This is a genomic window from Microcoleus sp. PH2017_12_PCY_D_A (assembly GCF_020738565.1).
GTDB lineage: Bacteria > Cyanobacteriota > Cyanobacteriia > Cyanobacteriales > Microcoleaceae > Microcoleus.
On record NZ_JAEQCI010000046.1, the window covers coordinates 39,539 to 54,427 of the forward strand.

General features: G+C 44.9%; 13 protein-coding genes. 10 read left to right on the forward strand and 3 right to left on the reverse strand.

Annotation, left to right across the window (positions count from 1 at the left end):
- Window positions 1–26 precede the first annotated feature (26 nt).
- From JGK39_RS33595 to sfsA, 5 genes are all read left to right on the forward strand, one after another.
- Window positions 27–1,442 (forward strand): peptidylprolyl isomerase, encoded by a 1,416-nt coding sequence (locus JGK39_RS33595; protein WP_366048889.1) that lies wholly within the window; start codon window positions 27–29, stop codon window positions 1,440–1,442.
- Window positions 1,443–2,360: 918 nt separating this feature from the next.
- Entirely contained in the window at window positions 2,361–3,374 is a 1,014-nt protein-coding gene (locus tag JGK39_RS14815) for a sensor histidine kinase (protein WP_293251070.1), read from the forward strand.
- Window positions 3,371–4,036 (forward strand): response regulator transcription factor, encoded by a 666-nt coding sequence (locus JGK39_RS14820; protein WP_293251073.1) that lies wholly within the window; start codon window positions 3,371–3,373, stop codon window positions 4,034–4,036. The genes JGK39_RS14815 and JGK39_RS14820 overlap by 4 nt, the downstream gene beginning before the upstream one ends.
- Window positions 4,037–4,505: 469 nt before the next feature.
- Window positions 4,506–5,231, forward strand: a complete 726-nt coding sequence (locus JGK39_RS14825) for a glutathione S-transferase family protein (RefSeq protein WP_293251076.1) — start codon at window positions 4,506–4,508, stop codon at window positions 5,229–5,231.
- Window positions 5,232–5,352: 121 nt separating this feature from the next.
- Entirely contained in the window at window positions 5,353–6,075 is a 723-nt protein-coding gene (gene sfsA, locus JGK39_RS14830) for a DNA/RNA nuclease SfsA (protein WP_293251079.1), read from the forward strand.
- Between the two features lie 338 nt (window positions 6,076–6,413).
- On the opposite strand, the gene ald is transcribed toward sfsA, so the two are convergent.
- Window positions 6,414–7,502: an alanine dehydrogenase gene (gene ald / locus JGK39_RS14835; RefSeq protein WP_293251083.1), complete on the reverse strand. Its 1,089-nt coding sequence runs from the start codon at window positions 7,500–7,502 to the stop codon at window positions 6,414–6,416.
- A 218-nt stretch (window positions 7,503–7,720) separates the two neighbouring features.
- Window positions 7,721–8,566: a class I SAM-dependent methyltransferase gene (locus JGK39_RS14840; protein ID WP_293251086.1), complete on the reverse strand. Its 846-nt coding sequence runs from the start codon at window positions 8,564–8,566 to the stop codon at window positions 7,721–7,723.
- Between the two features lie 500 nt (window positions 8,567–9,066).
- On the opposite strand from JGK39_RS14840, the gene JGK39_RS14845 reads away from it, so the two are divergent.
- The 5 genes from JGK39_RS14845 to JGK39_RS14865 all read left to right on the forward strand — a co-directional run bounded on the left by JGK39_RS14845 (window position 9,067) and on the right by JGK39_RS14865 (window position 13,609).
- The gene (locus JGK39_RS14845) at window positions 9,067–10,662 is read left to right on the forward strand and encodes a DEAD/DEAH box helicase family protein (protein WP_293251089.1); all 1,596 of its coding nucleotides are present in this window, start codon (window positions 9,067–9,069) and stop codon (window positions 10,660–10,662) included.
- Between the two features lie 84 nt (window positions 10,663–10,746).
- The gene (locus tag JGK39_RS14850; RefSeq protein WP_293251092.1) at window positions 10,747–11,961 is read left to right on the forward strand and encodes a DUF790 family protein; all 1,215 of its coding nucleotides are present in this window, start codon (window positions 10,747–10,749) and stop codon (window positions 11,959–11,961) included.
- Window positions 11,962–12,260: 299 nt separating this feature from the next.
- Window positions 12,261–12,980, forward strand: a complete 720-nt coding sequence (locus JGK39_RS14855) for a DUF2786 domain-containing protein (protein WP_293251095.1) — start codon at window positions 12,261–12,263, stop codon at window positions 12,978–12,980.
- A 69-nt stretch (window positions 12,981–13,049) separates the two neighbouring features.
- Window positions 13,050–13,250, forward strand: coding sequence for a DUF2281 domain-containing protein (locus tag JGK39_RS14860; RefSeq protein WP_293251098.1), 201 nt, complete (start codon window positions 13,050–13,052; stop codon window positions 13,248–13,250).
- Window positions 13,244–13,609: a type II toxin-antitoxin system PemK/MazF family toxin gene (locus JGK39_RS14865; protein ID WP_293251100.1), complete on the forward strand. Its 366-nt coding sequence runs from the start codon at window positions 13,244–13,246 to the stop codon at window positions 13,607–13,609. The genes JGK39_RS14860 and JGK39_RS14865 overlap by 7 nt, the downstream gene beginning before the upstream one ends.
- A 79-nt stretch (window positions 13,610–13,688) precedes the next feature.
- On the opposite strand, the gene JGK39_RS14870 is transcribed toward JGK39_RS14865, so the two are convergent.
- Window positions 13,689–14,885, reverse strand: a complete 1,197-nt coding sequence (locus JGK39_RS14870) for a tetratricopeptide repeat protein (RefSeq protein WP_293251102.1) — start codon at window positions 14,883–14,885, stop codon at window positions 13,689–13,691.
- Between the last annotated feature and the right edge of the window lie 4 nt (window positions 14,886–14,889).

Here is a 14,889-nt window from a genome sequence, read left to right on the forward strand (position 1 = left end):
AAGGTTCTAAGACTTTGCTATTTACCATGAACGATCCATTTAATCCGAGTTCTAAAACAGACAGTCCAACAGTTACGATCGAAAACAGCATCGTTCCGCCTCCGCTGCCATTACAAGGCAAAGCCACAGTTATCCAAATCATAAACGGTCAACCAGTTACCATCGAAGTTGACGGTACGAATGCCCCGATTACTGCTGGAAATTTTGTCGATTTAGTCGAACGCGGAATTTACGACGGGACGATGTTTCACCGAGTCGTCCGCCAGCCAGAACCCTTTGTAGTCCAAGGGGGAAATCCGCGCAGCAGAGATACTTCAATTCCAGCCGAACGATTAGAAGTCGGCGGTTTTGTTGACCCGGAGACTAATCAAACGCGATCGATTCCTTTGGAAATCAAACCGCTAGTAGCAGCGCAACCGGTATACAATAAATTAGTCCCCGAAAGACCGCAGTTACGGCACACTCGCGGGGCCGTGGCAATGGCGAGGGCTACTGCTTTAAATACGGCTTCTTCGCAGTTTTATTTTAGTTTAGGTGACTGGCCGTTTCTAGATGGGAGTTATGCAGTTTTTGGTTATGTAACTCAAGGTTTTGATACGGTCGATCGAGTGAAACAGGGCGATCGCATTTCCAGTGCCAAAGTAGTTCAAGGAATTGTTCCCAGTCGGGTTTCTAACATAGTTAAAGATGTTAACTGGCTCAACAATGCCATCAATACTACCAACCTTCTCGATCTGCCTTTGCGATCGCTCAGATTGTCTGATGGCGGCGATAACTATCAAGTAACGTCTCAAGATTCCCAGCAAAATCCCGGCGGCGTGCGGGGCGGGGCGGGAAACGATCGAATCGTCGGTTCGCCAACTAATGATGCAATTAATGGCGATCGAGGCAACGATACGATAACCGGAGAAGGCGGTGACGACTATCTCAGAGGCGGCAAAGGTAGCGACTTAATTAGTGGCGGTGCAGGCAACGATATTCTGAGTGGAAATTTCGGCAACGACACTTTAAATGGCGATGCCGGTAATGACTTTTTGCGCGGCGGTGTGGGCGATGATGTCTTAAATGGTGGCGACGGTAACGATATTTTGATTGGCGATCCGGGCATCAATACTCTTACTGGAGGTAGCGGTGCGGATACTTTTGTTGCGATCGGAGTCGATCCCGCTACTTTGCCTTTTATTCTGCTACTTCCGACGAATCAGACAATAGTTGATTTTAGACCCCAAGAGGGCGATCGCATTGCCCTAACAGGAAATTTAGCCGACATTGAATTCATTCAATCGGGAAACAACACTGTAATTAATTTGGCAGGATCTGGGGCGATCGTGCAAAATACTACTGTTGCATCGGTACGCAATGCAGTCTTTACAATTGGGATACCTGGGATTCGCCGTCCCGACGATTTACCGACTGGCGATGCGGCTTTGAGAATCGAGTAAGCTGTCATACATTTAAATTGTATATTTAGAGCGGGCGAGACGCCCAGCCCACTTATTGTTTGATTATTTGTGATATGCAATTTAAATGCAGAACAGCTTAATACCAAATTCGGGTTAAATATCCCCGCAAGACTCGGCGGTTGAAACCGCTACTATACAAACAAAACCCGCCTGCGCGGGTTTGAGGGATAAAGGGGGTTGGAAACCCGGATTTGGTATAAGATTAAGCTTTCTCAGTGAGGCGAGGTACAGGGTAGAGGAAACTCCTTAAAGTAAGCCGAGTCACAGAAAGAGGAAGCCCAACAATGAAGCCCAAACAATGATGTTAACAATCCCCGGCGTTCCGCGGCGGGGACTTGATTCTTGAAATTTCATGATTTTCGAGTGTTTCTTTGTACCTCACCTATAGCAGTCATAAATCATTTGTAAATTTTTTACCCCACCCCAACCCTCCCCTTACTAAGGGGAGGGGGCAAGATATTTACAAATCATTTGCGATCGCCTCCACATAATTGCTCTATGAAAATTCCTACATTTGCATTATCCTTCAAGCCACACCCCTTTGGGCTCCTCTTAAGATTAGAGTGGATTTTATTGGGAATGACTATATTTAAGTTGCTCAGTCCTGAGCTGATCGAAATGCCGCTCTGGGGGCAACCGATCTCCTTAAGGGAATTAGGCTTTCCCGAAAGGAATCCATCTTACCCCATGCAAGTTCTAGGATTTGTTGGGTTGCTAACTGTCTTTGGGCTGTTAGGTTTCAGATTGCCAACCGATCGCTTGAGTAAATTCTGTTATATAAGTTTCTCCTTTTTAACGATCGGGGCAATTGGATATATCAATGTAGGTGAATTACTACCCTTGGTAACTATCCTTGTGATGCGAGGCTGTTTAATTTTTCAACGACGCGGACGATGGATGATTGCGAGTTTAGTCTGGCTGAGTTATGTGGTGACAACCTTGCTTGCTCTGTTCCTGTTCTGGGTGACTACTTTTCAATCTAAGACGATTAAAGACTTGCTCAGTATGATTCCTGGATTGGTTGTTCTGGGTGATGGGGGCATACAGTGGACATTAAATCTTTCTGCGACTCAAGTGAGTCAATTCATTATCTTGTCAAAACGTACATTATTCCCCTTTCTACTTGACACGTTTCTCTCTTCTGGGTTGATTCTTCTCTTTATGTTGCTCTTGGTGGATTCATTGGTGAATGAACGTCAAGGACGTAAAAAACTTGCAATTGCCCACCAACAGCTTTATCAATATTCCTTACAAATCGAAGACCAAGCTACCCTTCAAGAACGTACTCGCATTGCCCGCGAAATTCATGATTCCTTAGGACATTTACTGACAGCACAAAGTGTAATGCTGGAAAATACAACGATGTCTCTTGATGGCGCAAATGATGGTGAAAATGATGGTAAAAATGATGCACGATCGTTTCTAGATGAGAGTCAAAGATTGGGAAAAGAAGCGCGACGAGAACTCCGACAGGCTGTCTGGATGCTGCGGACTGACCCGATGCAAGGCAAATCTCTCCCTCAAGCGATCGCCGATTTAGTCCAACAATTTATGCAGGTAACTGGTATTCGTCCAGTGGTCGATCTGGATCCGAACCTGACATTACCGGGGCGTTATCAAGTTGTCCTCTATCGGATTCTGGAAGAAGCCCTCACCAATATTCAAAAACACAGTCAAGCCGATCGCGTCACCATTCACCTAATACTTGAAACCAGTGAGGACGAAATCCCTCAGATATTGCTCAAAGTTATGGATAATGGGATTGGATTCAATCCGCAGCAAACCCGATCGGGTTTTGGGCTGCAAGGGATGCGGGAGAGGGTTGAAAGTCTTTCTGGAACCCTTGAATTCGAGGTTCAATCCGGTTGCTGCATCATTGTTCGTATCCCTTTGTTGGAGGTTTCCAGATGATTCGTGTCTTGATTGTGGAAGATCAAACGATCGTTCGACAAGGATTGCGGCGACTGTTGGAAGCGCAGCCTGACTTACAGATTGTTGGTGAAGCTGAAAATGGACAACAGGCGATCGAGCAAGTTGCTCAATATTTACCGGATCTAGTTTTGATGGATATCCGAATGCCAATTATGGATGGCTTGACTGCAACACCAATCATTTGCGATCGCTTTCCAAAGGTGAAGGTTTTAATTCTAACGACTTTTGATGATGAACAATATATTGAAAAATTAATGCAAATTGGCGCAGTGGGTTATCTTTTGAAAGATACGCCATCAGAAGAATTAGCTCAAGCTATTCGATCGGCCCATCGCGGCTATACCCAATTTAGTCCAGGATTATTTGACAAAATATTTCCCCAGCGCTCAAATTCTTTACTCGCGATTAGATCGGGTTTAGTTCAGGATAAGAACCCTGTCGAAGAGCTAACCCCTCGCGAACAAGAGGTTTTAAGTTTGATCGCGATCGGATCTAGTAATCGTGAAATTGCAGAGATGCTCTGTATTTCTGAAAAAACGGTTAAAAATCACGTCTCCAGTATTCTCAGCCGTCTGAATCTGCGCGATCGAACTCAAGCTGCTGTCTTTGCCCATTCTTTGCCAGCTTCCACCCAGGATTGATAGGTTTGACACCCCCTACGGACAAAAATAAAATATCTGAAACCCTTTGTAGGCAAGTATTGCCAAGTTTGAAGACAATTATTTCATGTTTCAGTTTCGATCGCTGAAACCCTCATTCTCTCCTTAATTTTATTGAAGAAGAAGCTTTTTGCTTAAAATTCACAAATTCAAAATTCACTATCTGAAACTGTCTCGCTTGAGGCTGCTTCAGAAGAGGGGGGTAGTTGAGCAATTACCATAAATTTGGCATTTTTCTATGTATCTGGGTTTCGTGCTAGGATGTTTTGGCGTTAATTGGCTCTAGTAACGGGTGCATCTCAGTTTTGCATTTACAGTGCGATCCCCGCTCAAAAAAGGTTCGTAGTACGTCAGTAGAGTCCGCTCTTTAAAAAATGCTTCTTGCAAAACAGAGATGCACTCTCTAATAACTCCCAAGATTTTAGTAATTTGACTTTTAGGAGATTTGACTTTGCTGAAACTTTATTATAATCCGCTCTCTAGTAATGCTCGCCGTGTCTGGATTGCTTTGCTGGAAAAAGAGATTGAGTTTGAATTGGTGGCACTCAAATTAAACGGCGATCAGTTTCAACCGAATTTTTTGGCTATTAGCCCTTTTCACCACGTCCCGGTTTTGGCTGATGGCGATTTTCATGTAATAGAAAGTCTGGCTATTCTGGATTATCTGGAAGCTAAGTATCCGGCGATCGCCCTATTGCCGCAGAATCCTCGGGATTTGGCGATCGTCCGCATGGTAGAAACAGTCACGGTTAACGAATTGACGCCAGCGCTGAGTCCCTTTGTCCGTCAGACTTTCGGCGGTGCAGGCGACCCGGAAAAGCTGGAAAAATCCGGGCAGCAAGTGGCGGCGGTATTGAGCTTTTTTGAGGAGTTGTTGGGCGATCGAGCTTTTTTTGGTGGCAGTAACACGATTACCCTCGCGGATGTTGTGGCTGGTGTTTCCGTGCCTTGGTTGCCCGAGCTAGGCCTGTCGTTGGAAAATTACCCCAAATTGCAGGCTTGGTGCGATCGCTTAAATTCCCGCGCTTCTTGGCAACAAACACAAGCCAGTCCCGAACTGGTGGAAGCTTTTAAAGTGCAGATGAAACAGTTGATGAAAGGTCAGTCAAATCAGTCTTTGAATGATGAGATTAATCAGTTGAGAAAAGAAGATAAACAGTTGACAGTTGACGGTTGACTGTTGACAGTGATTTACGGTTGGGTGGGGGCGGGTTTTTGAGATTGTCAATTATTGGCTGGTATTGTTGGTTAACCCGCCCCTACAATAATTATGTCTATTTACTAATGCCCCAGGCCCCATGACTGACTTAATTTACAAATATCCTCCTCTTTTGCCCGGAACTTTAATCAAGCGGTACAAACGATTTTTCGCCGAAATCGAATTAGATTCGGGAGAAATCATCACCGCGCACTGTCCGAATACGGGGCCGATGACTGGTGTTTTAATTCCCGGCAATCCCGTGCTAGTATCTCCCAGCGACAATCCCAAACGCAAATTAGCTTACACTTGGGAATTAATTAAAGTTTGCGATACTGTGCCAACTTGGGTGGGAGTTAATACCGGACTGCCAAATCGAGTAATTAAATTAGCTTTGGAATTGCAATTGTTTCCTGAGTTGGGAAATTATAGTTTAATTCAGCCGGAAGTTGTTTATGGAAAAGATAAAAAAAGTAGAGTTGATTTCTGGCTGACTGGTGGGGAAAAACCGATTTTTCTGGAAGTTAAAAATACAACTTATGTCAAAGATACATTGGCTTTATTTCCCGATACAGTGACGGAGAGGGGACAGAAACATTTGAGAGAATTGATCGATGTGGTGCGGCAGGGTTCGAGGGCTGTAATGCTGTATTTTATTAATCGCGGCGATTGTACGGATTTTGCTCCGGGCGATAATGCCGATCGCCTTTACGGACAATTGTTCAGACAGGCGATGAGTGAAGGTGTGGAAGTTTTGCCTTGCCGGTTTGACGTAACTCCCGAAGGTTTGCGGTATTTGGGTTTGGCAAAACTGGATATTTGAGACTTGCTAAAGCATCGGTAACTCCTATCGTTCATATTGTCCCATCTTGGGAACGGGCAAGATGCCCATTCCACTTTTTTGGGGAACAAGCAAGATGCCTATTCCACAACAGATCAAGTTTGTTGTGGGGAGTAGGGGTTGGATATCCTGCCCGCACCAAAAGACAATTTAGATGCCTATTTCACAACACATTAAGTTTGTTGTGGGTAGGCATCCTGCCCGCACCAAAATACAATTTATACCAATTGAAAAAAAGAATGCAACAGTATTCTTCTCCCCCCCTTAGCAAGGGGCGCTAGGGGGGTCGAAGAGTGTTGTACACTGTTATAAAAATGGTATTAATCAGCTAAATCTGGGAAAACTTCGCGCACAGCCGGATGCACCAATTGGTGATTCTGCACGTTCAAACCCTTCGCCAAACTCGGATTCATTTCCAAAGCTTTAATCCCGTTATTTGCCAACTGCAAAACATAAGGCAAAGTGCTGTTATTCAAAGCTTGAGTTGCAGTCCAAGGCACGGCACCCGGCATATTTGGTACGCCGTAATGCACAACTCCTTCCTCTACATAGGTAGGATTGGTGTGAGAAGTTACTCGCAAAGTTTCCACGCAGCCACCTTGATCGACGGCTACGTCAACAATTACAGAACCGGGCTGCATTTTGGCGACAAATTCGCGCGAAAGTAGCACCGGAGCTCTTTTTCCTAAGACTAAAACTGCGCCGATTAATAAGTCAGCATCGGGAACAACTGCTTCTATTTGCAAAGGACTGCTGTAGAGGTATTCTACTCTGGAACCGAATAGAGTTTCTAAATAAGCGAGCCGATCGACATTTACATCCAAAATCTGCACCCTAGCGCCCATTCCTACAGCAATGCGGGCTGCTTCTGTGCCGACGATTCCGCCGCCCAAAATTACAACTTTGCCCGGTCTTACCCCCGGTACGCCCCCCAAAAGTACGCCTCTGCCACCTTGCTGCCGTTCCAGAAACCGAGCACCGAACTGCACGGCCAAACGCCCTGCAATAATGCTCATCGGTGTCAGCAGCGGCAATTTTCTGTCGGGGAGTTCGACGGTTTCGTAGGCGATAGCCTGGACTCCGCTGCTGATTAAGTGCTCGGTTAATGTGCGATCGGCAGCCAAGTGCAAATATGTAAATAGCAACTGCTCTTTTTCAATCAGCGGGTACTCAGCAGGTAGGGGTTCCTTAACTTTAACAATTAGTTGTCGGTTCCAGACATCTGAAGCTTTTGAGACAATTTTAGCCCCGGCTTGAAGGTAGTCCTCGTCGGCAAAACCGGCCCCAGCACCAGCATTGGTTTCGACAAAAACTGTGTGGCCTTTGTCCGAACAAGCCCGGACACTGGTTGGACTGAGCCCAACTCGAAACTCCAAATCTTTGATTTCCTTGGGGACGCCTATTTCCATCTATACCTCTAATCTCAGGCTTATGTCGATCGAATTTAACCTACAGGACTGACGCATCCAGACCAAAGAAACCGGGTTTTTTACCCAATCTGCGGGTAACAACGAAGGATTTTCAGAAAAAACCCGGTTTCTCACCACTCGTGCGTAAGTCCTAACCTAAAAACCATCCCCGCTGGGATAATACCATTGTAGATTGTAGATTCGGAAATCAGACTCAGCTAGGAAAACAAATTTTTGATTTTCAGCCATTGCGATCGCAATTTCCAAAATTTATCATTTTCCATAAAGTCGATCGCCCTTTTAGCCTGCTCTAACTCTAACTCAAGCTGCTGCATCCGAGCTTGCGAACCCTGCAACTCTGACTTAGCCTCCTGTAACTGAATTCGCACCTCCTTTTCCCAGGTATTTTTCTTAATCGCAATATCGTGATAGCCTAGAGACTGAAGCGCTAGAAATACTACTTCCCAGTTATTTGCGATACAAAACTCATTCACCGCTCTCGCCACACCGTAAGGTATGAACTCACCTACAGACCAATTCGTATAATCGTTAAAAACCATCATGCCGTGGGGCTTGACTTTAGAATAGCCTTGCTGAATATCTTTGCACACACCTTCATAGGCGTGGTCAGCATCGATATATATCCAGTCGAAATACTCATCAGGAAAGCTGCTTAAAATTGTCGAAGAATCGCCTTCGTGAAGTTCGATAGAGCCGTTTTCTATACCCTCTTGAAAGATATTTTTTTGTTTTTGACTTACCTCTTCTTTAAACAAGTCAAAACTATAATCTATGAGATGCAGTTTTTGGGGTTTTGTAATAGAATAAATTTTCTCAGCAAAGCGCCCGTATTGAGTGCCCACCTCAGCCACCACACTATTTTTAGGCAGATATTCCAACATCTTCGGCCGACTTTCAACTAAGCGACAATTCTTAACGTGACAATCTTGAAGAATTGGGGAAGAAATCACGAAGGGATTTTCATTTAAATTGCTCCATTTATCGTTATCCCAGCCCTCAGTAGCGTTGAAAAAATTTTGTTTGTGTCTGATAAAGTCAAACATATTTTTCTGATAATAAGTGAACTCGGATCGTTGCAAAAATCTTTAGAAACAGGTTTGTAGTAAGGACTTCAGTCCTTTCTTACCAGGTTCGTAGTAAGGACTTCAGTCCTTTCTTACCAGGTTCGTAGTAAGGACTTCAGTCCTTTCTTACCAACTCACTAGCAAGGACTAAAGTCCGGGATCATCTCAGTTTTGAATTTACAGTGCTGCCCCGCTCAAAAAAGGGTTCGTAGTGCGTCAGTAGAGTCCGCTCTTTAAAAATGCTTCTTGCAAAACTGAGATGCTCCCCTAAAGTCCTGACTACAAACTTTTGACAGTTTCGCAAACTTATCTGCTAAGAAAATGGTAAAAATCTCAACAAACAGCCCCTAACAGTATAAAGTAGATTGTGGTTGAATAGATTTGGTTAAAAAAAAACTAACTTATAGAGAGTCTGGTGTCAAGATATTTTATCGATCGCCTATAATTTAACAGGCATAACTCGCCCCCTAGCTCAAAAAATGCCACGCATACCAACATTAACATTCGATCGCGGAACGCTCGTGCTGCACCCGCCGCCCAGAGGCCGAGACTGGGTGGACTTTGCGACGTGGGACGATCGCGTCGAAAAATACCGAATTCGAGCAATTCACTACCGCCCGCTGGTAGAATCGCTTCAGGCCGACTGTACCAACTTCACCGACGAAGCCCGGGGCTACGAACTACTCGAACTCGTACCCAGCGTGGCAATGCAGCCTTACCCGCACCAACAAGAAGCCCTCGCAGCTTGGCAAGAAGCAGGAAGCCAAGGAGTAGTCATCCTTCCCACGGCTTCCGGCAAAACTTATCTGGCACAATTAGCCATGCAAGTCACAGGTCGCAGTACATTAGTCGTAGTACCAACTCTCGATTTAATGCACCAGTGGTACGCCAATTTAAAAGCAGCATTTCCCGAAATCGAAATTGGATTGTTGGGCGGAGGTTCGCGGGACAAAACGCCAATTTTAGTCGCAACCTACGACAGCGCCAGCATTCACGCCGAAACCTTAGGGAATAAATACGGCTTGCTAGTGTTTGACGAATGCCACCATTTACCAACCGACTTTTATCGAGTAATATCCGAATATGCGATCGCGCCTTTTCGACTCGGACTGACAGCAACACCCGATCGCACAGACGGACGCCACAGCGACTTGCATTTTCTCATCGGCCCGACAGTATATAGCAAAAAACCCGAAAATTTAGCAGGCGACGCCTTAGCAGATCACAAAATAGTTCAAATCATGGTCAAACTGTCAAAAGAAGAAACCGACCGCTACAGCGAAGCCATGAACATTCGCAACGACTTCCTCAAACAGTCCAACATCAAAATATCCAGCCTCGAAGGATGGAAACAGTTTATCATGGCCAGCGCGCGATCGCCCTTAGGAAGGCGCGCCATGATCGCCCACCGCCAAGCCAAAGAAATCGCCCTTTGTACCGAAGGAAAACTGCGAATATTAGCTCAAATACTAGCCGAACACTCTCCGCAGCGCACCCTAATCTTCACCGGAGACAACGCCACAGTCTACCGAATTTCCCAAGAATTTCTCATCCCCACAATTACCCACCAAACCCCAGTCAAAGAAAGGCACGAAATCCTCGCTAAATTTCGCAGCGGCGAATACAAAACCCTAGTCGCCTCCCACGTATTAAACGAAGGAGTAGACGTTCCCGATGCGAGAATTGCTATCATACTTTCAGGCACTGGTAGCGAACGGGAATACATCCAGAGATTAGGTAGAGTTCTCCGCAAAAGCAGCGATGCAAACAAACTAGCAATTCTCTACGAAGTCGTCACCGAAGACACCAGCGAAGAAAGAACATCTCAGCGCCGGCGAGGCGGAATGCAAGTTCACAAACCCCAACCAAAAGTACAACAAATAGAACCACCACCAACCGAATATCCGAAATTAGAAACTGTCAAACCAACACCCATTTACGGAGTCAACCGAGACACAACAAAAAAAGCAGCAGAATCACCCGCAAAATGGGGAGACGATGATATTCCCAAGACAACAAAAAAAGCAGCAGAATCACCCACAAAATGGGGAGATGATGATGACATTCCCTGGTAGCACGCCTAAATTCTTCCTTCTTCCTTCTTCCTTCTTCCCTTCGCGCCCTTCGCGCCTTCGCGGTTCGTTAAAAATAAAACTATAATGCTACCCACCGATTTATTAAGCCACCGCCAAAATGGCGAATCAATTATCCCATTACGCCTTAAGATAGATGCTAAAAACTTAGAAGCAGCTACCGAAATGATAAACTGCTTCCAAGAGTCGATCGGCAAAACCCAAGGCGAACTCGACGGACGCTTGCTAGAGTTAGAAGGCGACAGCCCCGACTATCGGCTGAAACGGGGATTAGCGCACCTCCTCAAAGGCGGTTTCTGCACCTTGGAAGTCATCAGTCCCTTAGAACCATCGGACTTGCGACAGCGGGTATTTGCGTTGTCCGCGCGATCGACTCCCAGCGTACAATCCACCCAAATAACCCTCGAAACCGTAGCCACAGAGCTCAGCCAAGACTTAAACAGAGAAGTTTTAACCGAGGAAATCAAAACAGGTTTGTACGCCGATTTAAACGAAAACAAAATCCTCACCCAATTTGACGCACCAACACCGGAAAACCTGCTTCACAGATACAACCTTTCCCAAGTCCAAGGCATATTTTACCGAGCAAGTCAAGTCCAATTAACCGCCCACCGCAACGATCCCGGAGAATACAAACTCCTATTTCGCTATCTGAAACTATTTCAATTAATGACCTACATCGAAGGCGACGCAGACCACGGATTTACCCTCACAATCGACGGCCCCACAAGCTTGTTCAAACCCAGCACTCGCTACGGCTTAGCCCTCGCCAAAATGCTACCCGCACTCCTGCACGTTACCAAGTGGAGCATGCACTCAACCCTGCAAACCAAAGATGCTTTCAGCGGCGTTGTCAAAACAGGTAAATTTACCCTAAATTCCGACTGCGGTTTAGTCAGCCACTATCCCCCAGGCAAGCCCTATGATAGTATGTTAGAGGCAGCATTTGCCGATCGCTGGGACGGCTTAAAAACCGAGTGGAAACTCGAACGAGAAGTCGATCTAATTCCGATTCCCGGAAGCGTGATGATTCCCGACTTTCGGTTAGTCCATCCCGACGGACGAGTATTTATATTAGAAATAGTCGGCTATTGGCGGCCCGAGTATTTGCAAAAGAAATTTGCACAAGTACACAAATCTGGATGCGACAACTTGATTTTAGCTATTTCCGAACGGCTAAATCTAGAAAAAGCCGGAGTAAATGTCAAAGAAGTTCCTGCAAAAGTTGTTTGGTTTAAAGATAAATTGCAGCCAAAATCCGTCCTAGAAGTCCTCGAATAGTAAGCCAATCCACCCATAAATTGCAAACTTCTTTCTATCCTCTCTTCCTCTGCGCCCTCTGCGCCCTCTGCGGTAAAAAAAATCTTAAGAAATCGATATCAGTCCTACAAATCCTCGAATAATAGACCAATCCACCCATAAATTGCAAACTTCTTTCTATCCTCTCTTCCTCTGCGCCCTCTGCGCCCTCTGCGGTAAAAAAAATCTTAAAAGATCGATCGCACATTCCAAACTCCATTAAAATACAAACATCCCCAAATCTCTACCACCGCCTACCCTCACCCAAAACCGATCGAAAAATGGCAGACACAAGTATTGTCGAAAAAATCAAAAAGCTGTTAGCCCTCGCCACCTCATCCAATGAAAACGAATCGACTGCTGCGGCCGAAAAAGCTTCCCTTTTACTAGCACAGTACAATCTGGATCTCGCCGATTTAGGCCCGAATCACCAAGAAGAGATTGAGGAAAACTCAGTTGAAACAACATCCAAATTCGTCACTTGGAAAATGATGCTGCTGTCGGGAATTGCTGAAGCTAACGGTTGTACTGGTATGCGGAACACTTATACTGGTAGTATGTTTTTGGTGGGAAGTTCTACCAACCTGATTGTTTGCACGCACTTGTATGAGTATTTGAGTTCTGCGATCGAGCAAAGGGCGAAATACCGCAAAGGAAATGGCAGGGGACTGGCGTATCTGAATGCTTTTCGGGTGGGATGCGCGACAAGGTTGCGGCAAAGGCTGCTGGAACAAAAGCGGGAGATGGAGGAGTCGGGGATTCCTGGCTCGGCTGATACGGCGGGTACTCCTGCTATTGTAGTGCGATCGATGTTTGAAAAGAATCAACTGGCGATCGCCGATTATTTAGAAAGCCGAGGGGTTAAAGTTAAAACGAGAACAGATTCTCAAATCAGCAGCGAAGCCGGTTTTAATTCTGGCTATGAAGTGGGCGACAAAATTAGTTTGCAGAAGCAAGTGCAGCCGGAAGGAGAACAAAAACAGCTCAATGAAAGTCTTTGAGTTCTGGATTTAAAAAACTGCTTCCTAGGCTATAATTGAAAGAAGTGAATAAGATAGATAGGTAAAAATATGACTGTTTATGAGGCAACTATTTCTAAAATTAGCCAACTACCAGAGTCGCTTGTTCAAGAAGTGAATGATTTCATAGACTTTTTGCTCCTCAAATACAACAGTGAATTGCCACAGCTTACTGAATCAGACTTTTCTGACTATTTAAAGAATTTAGAAGCCTACGAAGAAAAGTTAGCCCGTGGAGAGGTTCAATGGTAGCAGCTTCATCAGTAAATCCAACATATACAAGAGGAGATGTCGTGTTATGCGATTTGAATCCGGTAGTTGGTACGGAGCAAGCTGGTATAAGACCTGTTGTCATCTTACAGATCGATCGCGCTAATGCAGTAAGTCCTCATACTATTATTGCACCGTTTACTACTAAAATTCGTCGCGCTCTTTTACCTTCTCATGTATTTGTTCCATCTGGAGTTGGGGGTTTAAATCAAGATTCAGTAATACTTTGCGAACAGATTCGAGTCATCGACAAATCCAGGGTTATTAGGGTAATCGGTCATTTAGATGAAAATTTTATGGATGAGCTGGCAGTAGCCCTAGGTGTGATTTTAGGCTTGTGAGCGATCGCTCTTAATCATTTTTGAGGCGATCGCATCTTAATCTCTCATCATAAATCAATAGTTTCAGCTACTGTTAAGTTCATTGGATGAGAGCTAAGTGCTGCTGATTGCATTCCATTGCTTTGTCATACTTTCTTAAAGCACAGAAAGCTCTGACTAGATTAAGTAAAGCCCGCTCTTGTGCGTGGCGTTGTCCGATTTCCCGTACAATAGTTAAACTCTGTTGGTGATAGTTGATGGCTTCAGCATATTTTCCTAGAGAATAGTAAGCAACTCCCATATCTGACAGTGTGATTCCTTCAGTGTTGCGATCGCCAATTTCCCTTGCAATGATTAAACTTTGTTGGAGATACTCAATGGCTTGGGTATAATCTTCTAGCAAACCGCAAACAAGTCCTAGATTTCCCAGTGCTTTTCCTTCACCGTTGCGATCGCCAATTTCCTGGAAAATAGTTAAACTCTTCTGGAAATACTCAATGGCTTGGGGATAATCTTCCAACGAATTGTAAGCCTTTCCCAGATTTCCCAACGCGCATCCCTCACTGTTGCGATTACCGATTGACTTTGCAATGACTAAACTTTGTTTGAGATATTCGATGGCTTGGCCATAATTTCCCAACGAATTGCAAGCATCTCCCAGACTTCCCAACGCGCATCCCTCACCGTTGCGGTCGCCGATTTCCCTTGCAATACTTAAACTCTGTTTGTGGTAGTCAATCGCTTTGAGATAGTATTCTAGCGAATTATAAGCATTGCCCAGATTTCCCAGTGCCCTTCCCTCAGCTTCGCGATCGCGAATTGCCCGTGCAATACTTAAACTCTGTTGATAATAGTCAATTGCTTGGAAATATTTTCCTAGTCCATAGTAAGCATTGCCCAAATTATTGCAAAGATTGGCGATAAAAATAGCATCATGATTAAGGCTTAATTTGCCCCAAAGTTGGTTGTACAGCTCAATCAGTTCCCTATAGTAGCCCCAGAGTAATAATTGATGATGCAATTCGTCATTGGTATGTGTATCGAGTTGAGTTGATATAATTTTGCTACTTCGTATCCAATCTTCCACCTGACAAAGATGGTGAAACGCTTCCAAGTATCCCTTTACTTTCTCTAAATTGGAAGCACCCGGCTTCGATTTATAATCAGTTAGCCACTGTACAACTGCTCTGTACTGAAGCCGCTGCTCGCGATTTGGAAAATGGACACTGAGATTATGAGGATTGATACCTAATTGTTCCAAAACCTTATCTCCCGATGGTGTCAGGTTATTTGTCATGGTG

Coding starts and splice junctions, on each gene's coding strand:
- JGK39_RS14870 (WP_293251102.1), bottom strand. CDS start 14,885: ATGACAAATAACCTGACACCATCGGGAGATAAGGTTTTGGAACAATTA.
- JGK39_RS14845 (WP_293251089.1), top strand. CDS start 9,067: ATGCCACGCATACCAACATTAACATTCGATCGCGGAACGCTCGTGCTG.
- JGK39_RS14815 (WP_293251070.1), top strand. CDS start 2,361: ATGATTGCGAGTTTAGTCTGGCTGAGTTATGTGGTGACAACCTTGCTT.
- JGK39_RS14850 (WP_293251092.1), top strand. CDS start 10,747: ATGCTACCCACCGATTTATTAAGCCACCGCCAAAATGGCGAATCAATT.
- JGK39_RS14840 (WP_293251086.1), bottom strand. CDS start 8,566: ATGTTTGACTTTATCAGACACAAACAAAATTTTTTCAACGCTACTGAG.
- ald (WP_293251083.1), bottom strand. CDS start 7,502: ATGGAAATAGGCGTCCCCAAGGAAATCAAAGATTTGGAGTTTCGAGTT.
- JGK39_RS14820 (WP_293251073.1), top strand. CDS start 3,371: ATGATTCGTGTCTTGATTGTGGAAGATCAAACGATCGTTCGACAAGGA.
- JGK39_RS14855 (WP_293251095.1), top strand. CDS start 12,261: ATGGCAGACACAAGTATTGTCGAAAAAATCAAAAAGCTGTTAGCCCTC.
- JGK39_RS33595 (WP_366048889.1), top strand. CDS start 27: ATGAACGATCCATTTAATCCGAGTTCTAAAACAGACAGTCCAACAGTT.
- JGK39_RS14860 (WP_293251098.1), top strand. CDS start 13,050: ATGACTGTTTATGAGGCAACTATTTCTAAAATTAGCCAACTACCAGAG.
- JGK39_RS14865 (WP_293251100.1), top strand. CDS start 13,244: ATGGTAGCAGCTTCATCAGTAAATCCAACATATACAAGAGGAGATGTC.
- sfsA (WP_293251079.1), top strand. CDS start 5,353: ATGACTGACTTAATTTACAAATATCCTCCTCTTTTGCCCGGAACTTTA.